The organism is Aeromonas sp. ASNIH4 (assembly GCF_002934425.1).
Taxonomy (GTDB): Bacteria; Pseudomonadota; Gammaproteobacteria; order Enterobacterales; family Aeromonadaceae; genus Aeromonas; species Aeromonas hydrophila.
Window position 1 is genome coordinate 2,745,735 of the sequence record NZ_CP026217.1, and the last position, 17,729, is coordinate 2,763,463.

The window sequence follows — 17,729 nt, forward strand, 5'->3', positions numbered from 1 at the left end:
ATATTTAACCCGCATTCGACTTGTAAAGGCTCGTTGCTCGCCCAGCCTTGGAGAATTGGCGCAATTCATCTTCTGCCAGACTCCTGGCGCTCGCGATTCGTTCATGGATCATTTGAAACTGCAACAGAGCCTGCTGCTGTTCCATATCAAGGTGGCTTTCCACGGGGAACTGCCGAAACACACCATCGAAAGCATCAAGATAGTGATCCATTTGCGCCTCCGCTGCCGACAACTCATTTCTCTCCAGCAGCAGCAACAGCTGGCTGCCGTGAGCCATCACCCCGGACAAAATGGCATCGCTCATTCCGTCCTGCCCGCTTTTTGCTGAGCAATGGCCTTGTCGCGCTCTTCCACCGGAATGGCATCCCAGCCGCTTTTGACGGTCAGCATCAGGGTCATCACCTCATCGATGGCTGCGATGTCCATGTCACGGCTGGCATCCATCATCCGTGCCTTCATATAGTCATACAGAGCAAAAAGATCCTCAGGCACCTTGCCGTAAGAGAGATCCAGCGAGTCCTGCAAACCGTTGATGATGGCCATGGTCTTGGACACAGACTGGGATTTGCCCTCGAAATCACGACGTTCGATGGCGCCACGGGTCTGGGCAAGCCGCTCGAGACAGCCCTGCATCAGCAACTGGATCACCCGGTAGGGATCTGCCACTGCAAGCTCGGACTGCAGATTCTGGGTGGTATACGCCTTGATATTTTTCCGATACATACGAGACACGGCTCCTGACTACGTATTAATTCGATTTGGTATTGAGCAAATTGAGATAAGAGGCCGACTTGTTCATCTTGGCCAGCATGGAGTCCAGGCTGCCATAACGGGCACGCAAGGTCTCCTGATACTTGGTCAGCTGAGAGGCGACATCCGACTCCTTGCGGCTCACCTCACGCAGATCCGAATTCAGCGTATCTTCCCGCTTGGCCAGCAAGCCACCGGTTTTGGAATAGGTTTCCAATTGTCCGGCCAGTTTACCTGCCACCCCATCCTTGCCGCCAAAAACGGCCACCACCTGATCAAAGTTTTTGTCGATGGCCTCGCTGAACTTGGTGTCATCAATGGAGAGAACCCCTTTGTTGTCCATCTTCACACCCATCTGGAAAATCGTTGAATAGGTTGAGGATTTTTGTGAGGGTTCGGTAATGGCACCGTTCATCATGTTGATCACGGCGCGTGTCGTCGCGTCACCAGCCAGCGCTCCGCCATCATTCTGGCTTTTTCCGGCCACGATGGAGTTGCGTTTGCCCAGCTCATTGCTCTTCTTCACCAGGGCGTTGTAGCCATCGACAAAGCTTTTGACCATGTCTTTGATACCGGCCTTGTCGGTGGTCACATCAACCTTGTTCGAGCTGTATGTTTTGACTGGATTGTTACTGGCATCGGTCGTCGTCGTACTATCCGACTCTCTCAGCACAGTCAGTTTGAGACCGACGATGGTGCCATCAAAGGTATTGGTTGCGCTGGTCAGCGTGTTGCCATCCACCTTGATCTTGGCATCCTGAGCATCCTGGCGCTTGGTCAGCTTGGAGACCAGGTTGTCGGTCAATTCAGTGGTGTTGCCGGTGATTTGCAGATCTTTACCACTGCCGCTGACTCCGGAATCGATCATCAGCTTGGATTTGCCATCTGAGGTATTCATGATGTTGACGCTCAGACCGAAGTTGTCTGCGTCATTGTTGATGCGCTTTCGAATGGATTGCAGCGAATCGCCAGCTTTGACATCTACATCAAAGGTCTTGTCGCCAGCCTTGAACGTCAATTTTCCGTCTTGGGTGATAAGAGGAGTGGTCGACGAGTCGAAGGTACCGTCAAATTTGCTAGTTTTTGCCAGCTGTTCGACGCTGATATCATATTGCCCATTGGAGGCCCCTGCCTTGCTCTCCACCTTGAGCACAGGTTTGTCCTTGTCCTGGGTAATGTTGATGGAGCGTTTGTTGAACGCGTCATCTTTCGCCATCGCCTGCAAGGTAGTCACGAAAGAGGCGATGGCAGATTTCAGCTGCCCCACACCGGATAGAGTGATTTGAGTGTTGGTCTTCTTGGTGGTGATGGGCTGCATCAGCTGTGCTTTTTTGGCATCGACGCTGGCAGCAATCACTGACTCCAAATCGAGTCCGGAGCCGGCACCTGCAGACGTAATGGTGGGCATACTCACTCTCCTCTTAAGTTTTCATATCAGATCTCGTTATCGAGCAGCAACCCGACGCGTGAACCTCCTCCGGTCGCATCACTCTCACGCAGATCTTTAATTCGTTTGCTGATAGCCAGCAACTCTTCGCTCGGGATTTGCCGGATCATTGACTTGGTCTCGGCGTCTACCACCTTGATCACCACCTGATCCAGATCCTTTTCAACACTGAAATTGACGGTCCAGCCTTGCAACTTACTGAACTCCTGCAACTTTTGGACCTCATTTTCAATGTCTGCCTGAGGCACATCCTGTTTGGCGCTTTTTTCACCAGGCTGTCCCTCTTGCTGTTTTTTCACATCCTGTGCCGTCACCCGCTGCTCTTCCGTCGTGCCAGATAGCACTTGAGCGGCCGATTGGCCGCTCTTGCTACTTGACTGAAGAGAAGAAGGAGTGACCGATGACGGGATCCCAATTTCATTGGCCATATCGTCGCTCCTCTTTCTATCTCATCACTGCGTTTCTGTTAACCCAGCAGGGACAGAGCAGATTGCGGTCTTTGGTTGGCTTGCGCCAGGATGCTGGACGCCGCCTGTTGCAGAATGTTCTGCTTGGTCAGGTTGGCAGTCTCGGTCGCAAAGTCTGCGTCGCGGATACGAGAGCGTGCTGCGCTCAGGTTCTCGGAAACGTTGGACTGGTTGCGAATGGTCGAGTCGAAGCGGTTCTGCACCGCACCCAGCTCTGCCCGTTTGCTGTCAACTGCCTTGATCATGAAATCAAGGTTCGCCATGGCCAGCTGAGCCGAACTTGCTGCCTTGATGCTGCTCACACTGGTAGAGGTCACCGCTGACGTACCCTTGGTCACGGTGTAAGGCTCGCCAGTGGCGCTGGTTGCAACGGTCGCGCTTCCCTTGGTGGATGATGCAATCCCGCTGATGGTGAACGCAGAGGTCATCTTGAAGGTGATGGTTTGGCTCGCATCGGCACCTACCTGGAACGAACCTTTGTAGTTGCCATCCAACAACTTCTGACCACCAAAGGTGGTGTCGTTAGAGATACGGTTGATCTCGGTCGTCAGCTGGTCAAATTCTTGCTGCAGTGCAGTACGGTCATCGGTGTTGTTGGAGCCGTTGGCGGACTGTTGTGCCAGCGTACGCATGCGTTGCAGCATGCTGGTCACTTCATCCATGGCCCCTTCTGCCGTTTGGGCAACAGAGATACCGTCGTTGGCGTTGCGGTTACCTTGATCCAGGCCGTTGATCTGAGAGGTCAAACGGTTGGAGATCTGCAGACCGGCGGCATCGTCCTTGGCGGTGTTGATACGCAGACCGGAAGCCAGTCTGGTATAGGACGTATCCAGGGACTTGTTGGTGTTCATCAGGTTACGCTGGGCGTTCAGTGATGAAGTATTCGTGTTGATATACATGGCCATAAAATATTCTCCCGAAGAACATGCGACTGCGGGTTGCGCCGCCAAAGCGGCGTCCCACCGTTAGAAGAACAGGTTGAACGAGCCTGATTCTTCTGGCGGGTGTCTGTTTGAACGGACAGGCCACCCGCAGTAGTGCAAACGTTGGATTCCGAACACCCCTCGATTGCTTCACTTTATTTAACGGCTGCACAGCGACAAGCTTTAGGAAAATAATTGCCGAAGGCGGCAAGTTTTATCCGGCAAGCGGCAAACGGCAGGCCCCCCATGTCCTTGGACACGGCACCAGACCTGAAACCAACTTGGAGGGATGAATGCACATATTTGGCACAGTTTGTGCTTTGCTATGGGGGAGTGGCGTCAATTTGACGGCACAATAAAAAGAGGCCGGAAAATCCGGCCTAAAACGAGCATACGCTCAGGAGAATATGACCAAGCGTGACAGAACTGAACAGCTGTACAACACTTGGCTTTACTAGTAGAGAATAGATTCTCTCCCGATAGAACAGAGTGCGAACCGAACACCCCTTTGTTCCATCTCTTGACCAGGGCGGCCTGAACAACCGCCCTGTTTTCTTTTATCAGCCCTGCAGCAGGGAGAGTGCTGACTGCGGACGCTGGTTTGCCTGGGACAGTATGGTCGAGGCAGCCTGTTGCAGAATGTTCTGCTTGGTCAGGTTGGCGGTCTCTGTCGCGAAATCGGCATCGCGGATCCGTGAACGCGCGGCACTGACGTTTTCAGAGACGTTCGCCTGGTTGCGAATGGTCGAATCGAACCGGTTCTGCACCGCACCCAATTCCGCACGCTTGCTGTCCACGACTTTGATCATGTAATCCAAGTTAGCCATGGCCGACTGGGCAGAGCTTGCCGCAGTAATGGTCGACATACTGGTAGAGCTGACCGGAGTCCCTGCCGTCTTGGTGATGGTATAAGGCTCGCCGGTAGTCGTGGTCGTTACCGTTGCACTACCACTGGTCGCAGAGGCCATACCCGAAATACTGAACGCAGTGGTCATCCGGAACGTGATGGTCTGACCGGCATCAGCGCCCACCTGGAAGGAGCCTACATAACCACCCTTGAGCAGGTTCTGGCCACCGAAAGTGGTGTCTTTGGCCACCCGGTCGATTTCTGTCATCAGCTGGGAGTACTCTTGCTGCAACGCGGTACGGTCATCGGTGTTGTTGGAGCCGTTGGCAGACTGTTGTGCCAGAGTACGCATCCGTTGCAGCATGGAGGTGATTTCATCCATGGCGCCTTCGGCAGTCTGGGCGACGGAGATACCGTCGTTGGCGTTGCGGTTGCCCTGATCCAGACCATTGATCTGGGAGGTCAAACGGTTGGAAATCTGCAGGCCGGCGGCATCGTCTTTGGCGCTGTTGATGCGCAGACCAGATGCCAGACGGGTGTAGGATGTATCCAGAGATTTGTTGGTGTTCATCAGGTTACGCTGAGCGTTAAGCGATGAAACGTTCGTATTGATATAAAGACCCATGACCATTCTCCTAAGCTATTAAATTTACTATCTAATTTGCTCGAACTTTATTGTCTTTCCTGTTCGATGCGTCTTATTTAACGGCCTCTTTTTCGATGTCTTTAGCATTATTTTCAACGCTTCATCGCATTAACGCCGCTTACCCTATTTATCGGCATGTTCTCGTTGAACTTGAGGAAAAAAATGCTCTCTTCTTCCCGCTAAGCTCATGAGGTAAACAACAGACGGCGATGGGTGAGGCAGCGTGAGCCTTGCCGGCCATCTGGTACCGCTCAGGCATCATGACGACGACCGGTATCATCACCGCCCGCAAAAACTTGGTCTGGCTCCCACTTCTTGCAGGCAGCCATTGGTCAGACGCCGCAATCCCCCCTAAAATCGCGACCCCATCAACAATTGGACGTGAGTTGTTCTCCATGCAGACACTGGTTGAGCAGATTGTTTACATCAGCGATATGTTTGGTACTGCGGTATTCGCGTTTTCGGGGGTTTTGGTGGCGGGTCGTCTCAGGATGGACGGCTTTGGCGTCATGGTATTGGCGGCAGTCACCGCCATCGGGGGCGGAACCATCCGCGACATGATCCTGGGAGCCACCCCCGTCTTCTGGGTACGCGACCCTCTCTACATCTGGGTGGTGATAGCAACTGCACTCATCGGGATGTGGATGGTCAAGCTGCCCCGCCGCATGCCCTGGTACGTGCTGCCGGTCGCCGACGCCTTCGGGCTGGCACTCTTTACCGTGATCGGGGCGCAAAAAGCCCTCAACTTTGGTACATCGGGGCTGATCGCCGTATTGATGGGCACCATGACAGGGGTGGCTGGCGGCATGATCAGGGACGTGCTGGCCCGGGAAGTGCCCATGGTCTTGCAAAAAGAGATCTATGCCACCGCCTGCATCCTGGGAGGCATCCTCTATACCCTGGCGCTGGAGATAAACGTGGATCGGGTGACCGCCATGCTCATCTGCATGACGGCGGTGTTTGGTTTGCGGGTGGCGGCCATCTATTGGCATTTGTCACTACCCACCTTCTCACTGCAGCGCAATTGATGCCGTGGCCAGGGGTCGAGTCGCACTCCTGGCCAGGTTGCGTTGAACCAAGCAGGCTTTTCTGTTGTCATAAGGTCCAGTGTTGTAAGCCGGAATCCCTCATGCAAAAACTTGGACTCATCACATCACTGCTATTGATGAATGTGGCAACGGCGCAGGCCGAAGCGCAGGTACTGTTTGGACGGCTCGCTTCCACCCCGGTGCAGCAGTTCAACCAGCAGATCCGACAGGCAAGCACTGCCCAGCAGAGCTGGGTCAATGACTATCGTGAAGTGGCATTGCGTTTTGTCGGCCACAGCGACATCCCCAGTCGCATCCAGGCACAACAGCTGGATAACGACTTGGTGCTCTCCGTTGCCCTCGACGGCACCAAGAGCGACATGATCTACATCCTGACCCTGTTTCGCAGCAACAACCTGTGGCAGATGCGCCAGGCGGAGATGGGGTGGCGCTGTCAGGGGCAATCCACCTTTACCCCGGTGCCCTGCCCTTAACGAAAATCTTCTCCCCCGAGTGAAATAAAAAAATCCGGCACATTGGCCGGATTTTTTATGCACGCTTGAACGTCACATTACGGACGGTACACCTTGACGTTGGCAAAGCCCTTCTCTTTCAGATAGAGCGCCTGCAGCTTGCTCATCACGCCGCGATCGCAATAAAGCAGGTAGGTCTTCTCCTTGGGCAGATCGCCAAAGGCGGTGGCCAGCTTGAAGAAGGGGATATGCATGACCTCACGCCCTTCTACCTGCAACGGCTTCTCGTCGTGCTCGTCCATGGAGCGGATATCGAGGATCACCTCGTTGTCGCCGCTCTCGGCGGTGGTCTCCACTTCCTGCACCTCGGCGGCGGTCTCTTCACCGATGCGACGAATGTCGAGGTAACGGGCCTCGGCCACCACCTTGTCCAGAATGGCGAAGTCGAAGTTCTCCTCTTCCGCCTCGATGCGAGAGAGCTCGGCCTTCACGGTCGGCTTCTTGGAAATCACACCGCAATACTCCGGCATGGTCTCGGCGAACTCCAGGGTACCGATGCGGCGGGCTTCACTGATGATGTCCGGCTTGTCCCAGGTGATGAGCGGGCGCAGGATCACCTTGTCGGTCACCCGGTCGATGACGTTCAGGTTGGTGAGGGTCTGGCTGGAGACCTGACCCACGCACTCACCGGTCACCAGCGCCGGGATCTGGAACTCGTCGGCCACCTTGGCGGCGGCACGCATCATCATCCGCTTGAGCACCACGCCCATCTGGCCGTTGTCGATCTTCTCGAGGATCTCGGCCACCACCGGCTCGAAGTCCACCGCGGTGAAACGCACCCGGTGGGAAGAGCCGAAGCGGTTCCACAGGTGATAGGCCACCTGCTTGACGCCGATCTCGTGAGCGGCCCCACCCAGATTGAAGAAGCAGTAGTGCACCCGGCAGCCCCGCTTGATGAACTGGAAGGAGGCCACACCGGAGTCAAAACCACCGGAGATGAGGCTCAGCACATCTTCCTGAGTGGCGATGGGCATGCCGCTCAGGCCCTGATGGATGGCGCTGACGATGAAGAGCTCTTCGCCGTCGATCTCGAGGTTGATCTTCACATCCGGGTTCTTGAGACGCACGCCGTTGCTCACGCAATGCTGGTTCAGGCCACCGCCCACGTAACGCTCCACTTCGAGGGAGGAGAACTCATGTTTGCCGTGGCGTTTGGCGCGCACGCAGAAGGTTTTCCCCTCGAGCTGGTCACCCCACACGGCTTTCACCTGCTCGAAGATGTCGTGCAGGTCGGTAAACTTGCTGGCCTGCACCTCGAGGAAAGCCTGGATGCCGGGAATGCAGGCCAGGGCTTCGATGGCCTGTTCACGGAACTGGTCATTGCGGGAGCTCACGATCAGCTTGTCCCAATCCATCCGCACCCGGGCATCGTCGTCGAAGCGGCGCAGGACATTGCGGATATTGCCCTGCAGGATCTTGATGAAACGCTGGCGAACCGACTTGCTCTTGATGGTGATTTCCGGGAACAGCTTGATAATGAACTTCATGGGGGCTCTTTAAATTTTAAAGTAAATCAATGACTTACGAGTAGCGATGGGAACAAATGTTAGAATAGGAGTTCCCGTGAACAGCTGCACATTATCTCACAGCGACCAGATTGTTGCCACCATTGCCAAACTACCAGCGTCCACCTTCGGGACCCACTACACCAAAGAAGTTGCATTGGTCATAGCCCGTCACATGAACAAAGCTCAGGGCTGGGCTGCCTGTCTCTACCTACGTTCCATCGCTAAAGCTGTCGGCTGCACCACTCGCACAGTCCGCAATGCGCTGCGTCGTCTGGAAGATCTTGGTTTCATCAAGACCGAACACCGTAAGCACGACCAGATAGCCAACTGGAATCTGGCGTCAATTTACCGTCTCGGCTCTGCGATCATGTCAATTTTCCGCACCCCCAGCACCCAGCGTCCGGCTAAGTCTTTGACTTCTTCTAAACAGAAACAAAGTAACAAGGATCACGCTCTCACTTCTTCGCCTGTGGGTAAGTTCGCCATGTTCGACCACAAGCGAGTCATCAAGACACCGGAGGAATGGGAGGCCTGCAAGAAGGCCAGCCAAGAGCACAACAGGAGTGCCCTACATAAGCTCAAGGACATGCTGAGGGCACAACGATGAACGGACAGAAAAAGCTGGTATGCGTAGAAGCTGGACTTGGGATAACCGAGAGCCAGGAATTCCCTGTGCTGGGAGAGAATGGGAGCGCATGGGAGATCCTGCTGGGCGGTGAGTACCGGAAGGTGAACAAGCGGTCTGGCCGTGTGCAGGGCTGGAGGACAGGCCCGAGGTTTAGCTATGTGGACAAGTACGGTAACTGGGCTAACCAGAAGCTGACCCAGTTACCTAATCGCTAAAGCACACTTTTAGAACAACCGCACCTGAATTAGGAACCTGTACGGATCACTAAGTTAAACCGCTACTAATTCTGCAATTTTAGCAGCAACAACCGACATTGTATCTTCCCCTGTGTCCAAGCCGCTGCGTGAAGCAAGCAGAGGGCTGACATTGCGGAGAGCAACATACGTTGTGTTATGCACGATTGGGACAAGCTGGTTGCCAGCCAATAGAGCCGAAAGCTCTTTGTCAGCGACGCCCTCTTTAGGCAATCTTTCCAGCAAAGCAGGTGTCACAAGTACCAGCCCAATTCGGGAGTTTGCCAAACCCTTGTCGATGGCCCGCATCATCGGAACACCGAGACCAAGATCCTTCTCACTGAACCAGACTTTGACACCCGCCGCTTCGAGTAAATCATGTAGCTCTTTGGCTACCCCTTTCCGGTCATCCCACGCATGGCACAAAAATACATCACGAAGATCAGGCTGCTCTGCTGCTCTTGTCTCTACAGTTTGACGGATTGGCGTGAGTGATGTCACTTCGTTGGGTGTGTAGAAAACAACAGAACCAGCTTTTGACCAGCTAGGCTTCACACTTCGGCTGCTACTCCCTGATGAAGATGATGAAGGGGTGTAACCTCCGTAACTACTACCGCCGTAACTACCGCTGTATCCACCACCGTAACTTCGGCTTTTATAACGACAAGCAGGACAGGCGGCCGCTGCCGCAGCTGAACTATGACCCCGAACTGGGGCTGTACATCTAGCCATGTTTCAACTCTCCTCTATAACCTACAAATGTATTAACCACAGAATTAATCAAAATGATTTCAATTGGTTATAACAATCAAAATCGGTCGCTGCATGAGAATACGGTTATAACCCAAATGGGTATTAGAGAACAATTGAATGATCGATCAATAGTCGATGGTGTCACGCGAGGTCAATAGACATTCTTAGCCAAGGCTTTACTGACGCGCTCCTACGTGAAATCTTCAGGTGTATCTGTACCAACATTCAAGCAGGAGCACGGTTAAAGGTGATGTTACGTAGATAACCCAAGCATGGAAGACATTGCAGCAACGGCCACTGTCTTGATTGATTCAAAGGACATGTCGATCCCTTTGGCGGCTAAGGTCTCTTTAGTTTTGTTCCAGATGGTATCGCTACGAATTGCATCCAGGAAATCATGCCCTTTTTCCTTAAGACCTGTTGCGAAAAAATGCTTAGGCGCTGTACTTAGCTCATGTGACAGTTGCCCCTCCACATAGCCTCCATCTATGAGCATTTTCATGTGGTAAGAGATCACGTAAGCATAATCAGTACCTTGCCCTTTAAAGTCAGCAAGAGTGAGGCTACTTGCAGGCGGCAGGTCTTCTAACTTGGTCAAAAGTAGTCTAATAACGTCCCAGTCTCTCTTCATGCGATTTCCTTTATTTGAGGTGATGTTACTAAGAAGCAGTAATCAAACAGCCGCCGACCTTCTTACCTTCATTCGAGCCACGGTGGTTATGGTAGGCTCTGCAGTAATCAATTGCGTCCCCTCGTTTCCCCACCATGTACTGGTCTCTTATTCCGGCGCGGTTGAACACCTTCCGGATTTCTGCCTCTACGTCCTCTCGGGTGCCATGAATTTGCACGACACGATGGGTATTCCCTGACTGGCGATAGAAGGTGAGCTGGAAAGAAGTAACCCCATCAAACTGTAGATTGGCCCCTTGAAGATCCAGACACTTCGCCCCTCTTAACTTAAGAGGTAGTCTTGGAGCTATGTTCAGTACTAGTCACAACGAGAAGATGGTCGAAGTGTTAACAGGGGCCGAGCGCCGTCGACGCCGGACTCCACAAGAAAAGATCGCCATCGTGCAGCAGACCTTTGAGCCCGGGATGACCGTCTCTCATGTTGCTCGCTTGCACGACGTCAACGCAAACCAGCTTTTCAAATGGCGTAAGCAATTCCAAGAAGGGTCTCTCACGGCGATCACCGCCGGTGAGGATGTTGTTCCTGCTTCCGAGTTGGCTGCTGCCATCAAGCAGATCCGAGAGCTACAACGTCTGCTCGGGAAGAAGACCATGGAGAACGAGATCCTCAAAGAAGCCGTGGAGTATGGTCGAGCAAAAAAATGGATTGCGCATGCGCCCTTGTTGCCGGGGGACGACGATTAAGTGCTGTGAGCCAGGCTCTTAATGTATCGCGTGCGCAGCTATCCGTTCGTGTTCATCGAAAACCGGGTTGGCAAGATGGTCGTCATCATCGCCAGCGTGATGATGCAGCCTTACTTGGCCGTATCATGGAGGCGATGGCAGAGCTTCCCTCCTATGGCTATCGCCGGGTCTGGGCGCTGTTACGGCGTCAGTCTGAGGCAACAGAACAACCTGTGGTAAACGCTAAGCGGGTATATCGCGTCATGCGCGAGCATGGCTTGCTGCTGGAAAGAAAACCAGCTGCACCATTGGCCCAGCAGGCACATAAGGGGCGTGTTGCCGTCAAGGAGAGCAATCGACGGTGGTGCTCAGATGGCTTCGAGTTTCGCTGTGATAACGGTGAAAAACTACGTGTCACGTTCGCCATGGATTGCTGCGATAGGGAAGCGTTGGACTGGGCGGCCAGTACTGGGGGTTACGACAGTGACACTGTGCAAGATGTCATGCTGAGGTCTGTCGAACGTCGCTTTGGGGATTCGTTGCCGGCATCACCGGTGGAGTGGCTGACTGATAATGGCTCGGCGTATCGAGCCCATGAGACCCGCGCGTTTGCACGAGAAATCGGGTTGGAGCCCAGAACTACTGCGGTGAGAAGCCCACAGAGTAACGGTATAGCGGAGAGCTTCGTGAAGACGATGAAGCGAGACTATATCGAGATGATGCCAAAACCGGATAGCCGAACAGCGGTAGGCAATTTGGCTATCGCGTTTGAGCATTATAACGAACACCACCCGCACAGCGCCTTGGGATACCGTTCACCCCGGGAATTTCTGCGCAGTCGGGTATCACAATCCTAAGCGGGAAAAAGTGTCTGGACCTATGGGGTCAAATCCAAACTGAGACCAAGCATCATCGGCATCAACCACTTGGGTTTCAACTTTAGAAGATGAAAAGGCCCACCCTAGCAGAGCAATTAGTAGTCCCCCACCAAGGGCTATTAAGGTATTCGTGGCTTGATCCATGTGGGTTCTCAGTCAAATTTGGACAAAATCACATCTTACCCAATAGGGACCCTTCGGTAAATTTTGGAAAAAATCTGAACGGCCTCTTCAGTGATTAAGCGCCCGCCAGTTCCCCCCGTATCCCCTCAGTTCTCCAGCCGGTCGCCTTGCCATCCTCTTTTTCTCACCACCTGAGCACCTGCCCGCTCCTCTTCTTGTCCTTGCCCCAAGCCATCTCATTGCTGACACGTAGGCGCTCCCTTGCTTCTTTCTGCGGCCTCCTGCTGTATCGCTCGGTCCTCCGTCCGCCTCATTGAGGTATACCCTAATGAACTTCTTTCACACGGGGCTATTGACTGTCTCATTTCTGTTTCATAACCTAAGTCCCATCAGATTAAGACCTTAATGTGACAGCGTGACACCGACAAGGACTCCCGTTGAAGCAATAGGAAGAAGATGAAGGAGATTTCCGCATGAATGACTTGGTTATCAGGCTTCGCCGATTCAAGGACAGGAAGTCACTGGATAGAGTTGCCCCAAGGATGCTTGATAAGGCTGCTGCTACGGGCCTCCAAGAGGAGCTGAAGGTCATCGCAGCGATTGACCACCGGCAAGCAGAGATAGCGGCTGGAAGGCATTTTGATGCGGGGAAAGTCCCTATGACAGCTTGGGCATTGGTGGATTGAGTAGGAGAGAGTAATGGGACAGGTTATCGGTTATGCGCGAGTGTCATCTGTCGGTCAATCGCTGGATGTTCAACTGGATAAGCTGACAAAAGCCGGTTGTGAGCGTGTGTACCAAGAGAAGGTATCAGGGACCAGCACAGATGGTCGTGAGCAACTAGCAGAACTCCTGCGGTATGTCCGAGAGGGGGATGATGTGGTGATCACCAAGCTGGACCGTCTGGGCCGTTCTCTCGCTGATCTGCTGGACATTACTGAGCAACTGGAAGCCAAGGGCGTGACCCTGCGTGTACTGGACCAGAACCTAGAGACGACGACAGCCCAAGGGAAGCTGATGTTCACCATGCTGGGCGCCTTTGCTGAGTTCGAGACGGCTCTACGCAAGGAGCGTCAGATGGAAGGGATCGCCAAAGCTAAGGCTGCGGGGAAGTACACAGGCAGGCCCAAGAGTATCGACGAGGATGCAATCAAGGCGACCCTGCTGGAAGGCGGTAAGTCCCTGCGGGAAATCGCTACGCTTCATGGAGTCAGCCGAGCGACTGTCCATCGTCTATCAACAAGGATGCGAGAGGATGGGGAGTTGAGTTGATCGAATGTGTCTATCGGTTGAGCCTGGGACCATCGAAAGAACAGATCACCTGGACTGTCCCAAAGCACATTAGAGAAAGCTAATTTACCCTGACCAATAGAAAGAACTGATCGAGTAACCCACTTTGATCGAATCTTCCAATCGACCCCCGAAGCTGTTCACCGCGACACCTTGGGGGTTTGTCGTTTGGGAGGACTCGACGATGGCCCTGCGCCTGTCCCCCTGGTCCCTTCTCATTACCTCCCTTCGCCCTTCAATCCTTGTCCCTGCTGTCTTCAGGCTTTCTCTGTGGATCTGTGAGATCGTGCAGGGGTGAGCGTGTGGGGTTGTATGGGGGAAGACGTAAGGTGAGCAGAGAGAGCGTCTAAGCGGTTATCTGGAGGGGGCATAAGGGGGCTATGGGGCTGACTCTGGGCTTGTTCGTCTGAGTGCCCCTGTTTGTTGTCTGTGGGTACATCCCGAGGTCTGCACTCCCGACGATTATCCCGAAGACACTACTAAGACACCTTCCAGAGACCTCCAGAGCAGGGGCAATTGGAGCTAGTCACTTTTCCCTGACCATAGGGGGGATACGAAAAGACCAATACTAAAGACTTCTATTAGATACCCTGGATACTATCTCTCTATACACTACTTACTACAGGTATCTTTAAGACTACCCGAGGACGGCCCAAGTGCTGTCCTGTTGTCGCTTCCCCCTGCTCATCCATAGGACCACCGAATTATGACTTCAGGACAGATGACCAGCAAGGAAGACCTATCAACAGTATTCATTGGCTGAACATGTCGAGCTCCCAATGAGGCTCAGTGAGTGGCCTTGTGCAAAACCTTGAACCAGGAACATGCAACACCCTGCGACGGACTGCGGGACTACTTCAGAAATGCCCTTGGGGCAAAAATGGAGTACCCGGCGATGGATCTTGGGACTGTACGAAAACGCCAGACTGGGGAATCTGGACACCACCAACGTTTCCCTCCACCCTCCCCTTCATCACCTATCAACATTGTCCATCAAGTAAGGGCAGGAGAAGGAGTTATCTATACCCCTGTGCTCAGGGAATACAGCGAACCTTGATAAGCATGTCTGTGAGCCCCCTGATTTTCCCCCCGCATAGGTGTCGTTATAATCTCGACCCAATCTGAGTAATCCTGAAGATCCTCGCCCAGACCTACCGCCCGTGGGTTTGGGTTTCTTTTGCCCGAAGAGACCCACAAGTGGCTCGAATGACAATAGGAGAATGACCAAATGACTGTTTCCACCATCGAAATCACCTCCATCATCCGTTCCGCTGGCACCCAGTTCCGCGCCAACATGGACGACGACAACGTACTCGACATGATGGACCTGATCGAACGTGGTGTGTCCTTCAAGACAAAAATCCGTCTGGCTGAACTAGATGGCCACCTCTACCTGACAGACGGCTTCCACCGGATCGAAGCGTACCGCCGCCTGGACATTCTGGAGATCCCTGTTGACCAATGTGTGATTGTCCCTGCGTCCTCCAGAGAAGAGGTCCGTTTGCTGGCAATGGGGGCGAATGTCCAGCACGGTAAAGGCAACACCAACGCCGACTACTACATCATCATCAAGAAAATGATGGAGATTGGCGACGGCAAGTACATGAAGAATGCCTTCGAGCCGGACACCACCAAGATCGCTGAAGCAATCGGAGCTGCACGGACCGCTGTCGTGCGGGGATACAGCAACTACAAGGGGACAAAAGAGCAGCCAATTCCGTCCTTGTCCCAGCAGTGCAAAGAGCGCCGTGACGCTGCAATTTTGGAGAAGCACAAAGAAGGAATGAGCAATCGTGCGATTGCCAAGCTCTTCAAGATGGGCTCCAGCACAGTAGACGAGGTGGTTTCAAAAAAGGCGCCCGAAAATGCCAATTTGGCAAAACCGGGCACCCCCGAGGTCTCCAACTCGGCCATCCCGATGGCATCCACTGAAGACCGCTCTGAAACCCGTGCAACGGCTTCCTTTGTTAATGAACAGCTCGAAGAACTACTCGGGCCTGACGGCCTCGACGTGGACGGTAACGCTGCTTTTTCCCTGAGTGAAGATGAAGCAGACGCTCCTGTCGCCCGTTTCGACGTCCTGGCAGCTACCGGCTTCGGAAAAGACCAATCTCGCTACACCAAGCCCTCCAAGCCCACGACCGAGTATGAGCAGGTAGAAGCCGCCAAGGCCAACCCTGTGAAGCTCCAAGAGGAATGGATGGGGCTGTGCGACGAGGAAGAGATACTGAAAGCTAAGCTCTCTGAGATCACCCAGCGCAAAGCCCAGGTGCAGCGGATTGCAACCCAGAGCGGTATAGCTTTACCTGAATAAAACTACATGTGAGACGGGGGGAGTTTAGAGTCCCCCCTATTTCCAAGACCAAGCCTAAATAAACATTAATACCAACATTGGGATTGCTTGCAATTATTGCCAGTTGAACACACTGCAATAATCCCTCACATTAACAACCCTTTCATGTGTATTTATTTGGAGTTTGTGAAGATGATTAGACAAAGGGGTGGCAGCTGGCAGGTTGATGTGGTCGTCGATGGGAAAAGAGTTAGGAAATCTGTCAGTTCGTACGCTAAAGCAAGAACGTTAGAACTGTTCCTTACCGGTAATAACACAGACAGAATTCCGTCGAGAAATAGAAAAAGTAATCTATACCAAGAAATGCCTAAAATACAGAAGGCCGGTTGTACACCAACTATGAATGACATGTTGGAACTTACATGGCTTCGCTCTTGGCGCCACGCAAAAACGGGGCTTGAGTTAAAGCGACGGGCTCAAAGTGCACTTGTGGAGATGGGGTGGTTAGACTTGGGACCTGAGGTAATCACAACGAGACTCTTTTTTCACCTCTCCGATTTCTATCTGCAGAAGGGCAACAGTTGTGCAACCATAAATAGAAAAACTGTATCTATAACAAAGCTTTTAGGCACCACAGTAGATGAAGGGCTGATCCCCTTTAAGCCTGCTGTTCGACTCTTCCCGGAGAACAATGCCAGAACAAGATTTGTGACTCGTATGGAGGAAGAAGCCCTTCTGTATTGGCTTCGCGAATTAAGCTTTGACGGAGCGTGGCATTTGACTAGATTTCTTGTCGATACTGGATGTCGCTTCGGAGAAGCTATGGCATTACGGCCTCACAGTATAAATCGAAAAAAGAAAAGTGTTCTATTTGAAAATACCAAGAACTCAATGCCTCGTAAAATCCCTCTGACAGAACGAGCATTAGAATCAGCATTAAAATGGGGGGAATTAGATTACCAGCGATTTTATAAACAATTCGTTCTTGCTCGAGAACGTGCAGGACTGGGCGTAGATGTAACCCCTCACACATTGAGACATACTTGTGCAAGCCGTCTGGCACAGTCAGGAGTTTCAATGGCCATAATAAAGGCGTGGCTTGGGCACAAGAGCATGCGGATGACAGATCGTTACACGCATTTAAATGATTCAAGCTTAAGAGTGGCGAGAGATGCTTTGGATGAATTCGACGATTAATAATCGTCGTTCTGATTTTTAATTTTTTCTTTAGATGAGAATGGAGATTCATACCAAAAATAATCTCACATGTGGTTTCAAACCAAATCCTGCATTAATTGGCCCGCATAAAAATAAAGTTCGTGTCTTCCTTATCTATAACCCTGACCTAAAAGCAACCGCCTTGGCCTATAACATGGTGCTTCATACCTGTATCCAGAGCGTTCCGGCTGTTCTGCCGTGATCTTATTCCCCCTCGGCGGTAGAGCCATCTCCCTATCAACAAGGAAAAACAACTATGTCTTCTTATGGCACTTTCCCGACTTTTCAAACCGTCACCCATCCCGGTCAGAGCAGCGACCTGGGAGACCCCCGTGCACTCTTCATGAAGCTATCTGCGAGCGTAACGGTTCTGAGCATGGCAGGGATCATGGCTTCAAGTACCGCGAACCGACTCAGGATGAACTACTGGAGGCACTGAAGGATCTGGAGGAGTGGATCCGCGCGACTGAAGAGCACAACGCCGCTCGCCGCGAACATGCCCAGCAGATCCTTCCGAGGGTCAAGGCCAAGCTGGCCGTCCTGCTGACCGCCTAATGCAATCCATGGGAAAGGTCCTGCATCTCCCCAGCTCAACTGAAGGAACCTACCAGTAGAAGCTAGATCACCTGCTGGATACCCACCAAGTGACCTTCCGGAAAGTTAAGGGTCACAGCGGCCACCCTTTGAATGAACGAGCGGATCAACTGGCCGTGGCCGGTATGAATCGCTCTGGCCTGTAAAACGGATCAACACACTCAACTATTGGCGCTCCTACGTGAAATCTCGGAATGAGTCAGGGTAGTGACCCCAG

Annotated in this window: 17 protein-coding genes and 1 pseudogene; 9 read left to right on the forward strand and 9 right to left on the reverse strand. The window is 52.8% G+C overall.

Annotated features, from left to right (window positions below; genetic code table 11):
• Positions 1-4: 4 nt before the first annotated feature.
• The 6 genes from C2U40_RS12590 to flaA form a co-directional block, all read right to left on the reverse strand.
• Entirely contained in the window at positions 5-304 is a 300-nt protein-coding gene (locus C2U40_RS12590; RefSeq protein WP_103827213.1) for a hypothetical protein, read from the reverse strand.
• Entirely contained in the window at positions 301-723 is a 423-nt protein-coding gene (gene fliS / locus C2U40_RS12595) for a flagellar export chaperone FliS (RefSeq protein WP_077096643.1), read from the reverse strand. Before fliS ends, C2U40_RS12590 begins: the two co-directional genes overlap by 4 nt.
• 25 nt (positions 724-748) lie before the next feature.
• The gene (fliD, locus tag C2U40_RS12600) at positions 749-2,158 is read right to left on the reverse strand and encodes a flagellar filament capping protein FliD (RefSeq protein WP_103827214.1); all 1,410 of its coding nucleotides are present in this window, start codon (positions 2,156-2,158) and stop codon (positions 749-751) included.
• Positions 2,159-2,184: 26 nt separating this feature from the next.
• Positions 2,185-2,625: a flagellar protein FlaG gene (locus C2U40_RS12605; RefSeq protein WP_103827215.1), complete on the reverse strand. Its 441-nt coding sequence runs from the start codon at positions 2,623-2,625 to the stop codon at positions 2,185-2,187.
• Positions 2,626-2,663: 38 nt separating this feature from the next.
• Positions 2,664-3,569 (reverse strand): flagellin B, encoded by a 906-nt coding sequence (gene flaB / locus C2U40_RS12610; protein ID WP_017410252.1) that lies wholly within the window; start codon positions 3,567-3,569, stop codon positions 2,664-2,666.
• Between the two features lie 578 nt (positions 3,570-4,147).
• Positions 4,148-5,059, reverse strand: a complete 912-nt coding sequence (gene flaA / locus C2U40_RS12615) for a flagellin A (protein WP_042065609.1) — start codon at positions 5,057-5,059, stop codon at positions 4,148-4,150.
• A 416-nt stretch (positions 5,060-5,475) separates the two neighbouring features.
• On the opposite strand from flaA, the gene C2U40_RS12625 reads away from it, so the two are divergent.
• Positions 5,476-6,108 (forward strand): trimeric intracellular cation channel family protein, encoded by a 633-nt coding sequence (locus C2U40_RS12625; RefSeq protein WP_011705587.1) that lies wholly within the window; start codon positions 5,476-5,478, stop codon positions 6,106-6,108.
• Between the two features lie 101 nt (positions 6,109-6,209).
• Entirely contained in the window at positions 6,210-6,602 is a 393-nt protein-coding gene (locus C2U40_RS12630) for a hypothetical protein (RefSeq protein WP_039214967.1), read from the forward strand.
• A 77-nt stretch (positions 6,603-6,679) separates the two neighbouring features.
• On the opposite strand, the gene thiI is transcribed toward C2U40_RS12630, so the two are convergent.
• On the reverse strand, positions 6,680-8,128 hold the full coding sequence (thiI, locus tag C2U40_RS12635) for a tRNA uracil 4-sulfurtransferase ThiI (protein WP_017410255.1): 1,449 nt from the start codon (positions 8,126-8,128) through the stop codon (positions 6,680-6,682).
• 46 nt (positions 8,129-8,174) lie between these two features.
• Between thiI and C2U40_RS12640 the strand changes: the two genes are divergently transcribed.
• Complete coding sequence (locus C2U40_RS12640; protein ID WP_272499872.1) at positions 8,175-8,756, forward strand: helix-turn-helix domain-containing protein; 582 nt, start codon at positions 8,175-8,177, stop codon at positions 8,754-8,756.
• A 290-nt stretch (positions 8,757-9,046) separates the two neighbouring features.
• On the opposite strand, the gene C2U40_RS12650 is transcribed toward C2U40_RS12640, so the two are convergent.
• Both C2U40_RS12650 and C2U40_RS12655 read right to left on the reverse strand, forming a co-directional pair.
• Positions 9,047-9,565, reverse strand: coding sequence for a toll/interleukin-1 receptor domain-containing protein (locus C2U40_RS12650; protein WP_233768771.1), 519 nt, complete (start codon positions 9,563-9,565; stop codon positions 9,047-9,049).
• A 451-nt stretch (positions 9,566-10,016) separates the two neighbouring features.
• A complete protein-coding gene (locus C2U40_RS12655; protein WP_103827221.1) occupies positions 10,017-10,394 on the reverse strand; it encodes a DUF2513 domain-containing protein in 378 nt (125 codons plus the stop codon).
• A 374-nt stretch (positions 10,395-10,768) separates the two neighbouring features.
• Between C2U40_RS12655 and C2U40_RS12660 the strand changes: the two are divergent.
• The 6 genes and pseudogenes from C2U40_RS12660 to C2U40_RS26730 all read left to right on the forward strand — a co-directional run.
• Positions 10,769-11,967, forward strand: a pseudogene (locus C2U40_RS12660) (IS3 family transposase); the annotation flags it as partial.
• Between the two features lie 623 nt (positions 11,968-12,590).
• Positions 12,591-12,803 (forward strand): Hha/YmoA family nucleoid-associated regulatory protein, encoded by a 213-nt coding sequence (locus C2U40_RS12665; RefSeq protein WP_010673871.1) that lies wholly within the window; start codon positions 12,591-12,593, stop codon positions 12,801-12,803.
• A gap of 13 nt (positions 12,804-12,816) precedes the next feature.
• Positions 12,817-13,389: a recombinase family protein gene (locus tag C2U40_RS12670; protein ID WP_017779893.1), complete on the forward strand. Its 573-nt coding sequence runs from the start codon at positions 12,817-12,819 to the stop codon at positions 13,387-13,389.
• Between the two features lie 1,246 nt (positions 13,390-14,635).
• Entirely contained in the window at positions 14,636-15,721 is a 1,086-nt protein-coding gene (locus C2U40_RS26530) for a hypothetical protein (protein WP_103829273.1), read from the forward strand.
• 171 nt (positions 15,722-15,892) lie between these two features.
• Positions 15,893-16,897, forward strand: a complete 1,005-nt coding sequence (locus tag C2U40_RS12680; RefSeq protein WP_233768845.1) for a tyrosine-type recombinase/integrase — start codon at positions 15,893-15,895, stop codon at positions 16,895-16,897.
• Between the two features lie 665 nt (positions 16,898-17,562).
• Entirely contained in the window at positions 17,563-17,658 is a 96-nt protein-coding gene (locus C2U40_RS26730) for an RNase H family protein (protein WP_233768772.1), read from the forward strand.
• Positions 17,659-17,729 lie beyond the last annotated feature (71 nt).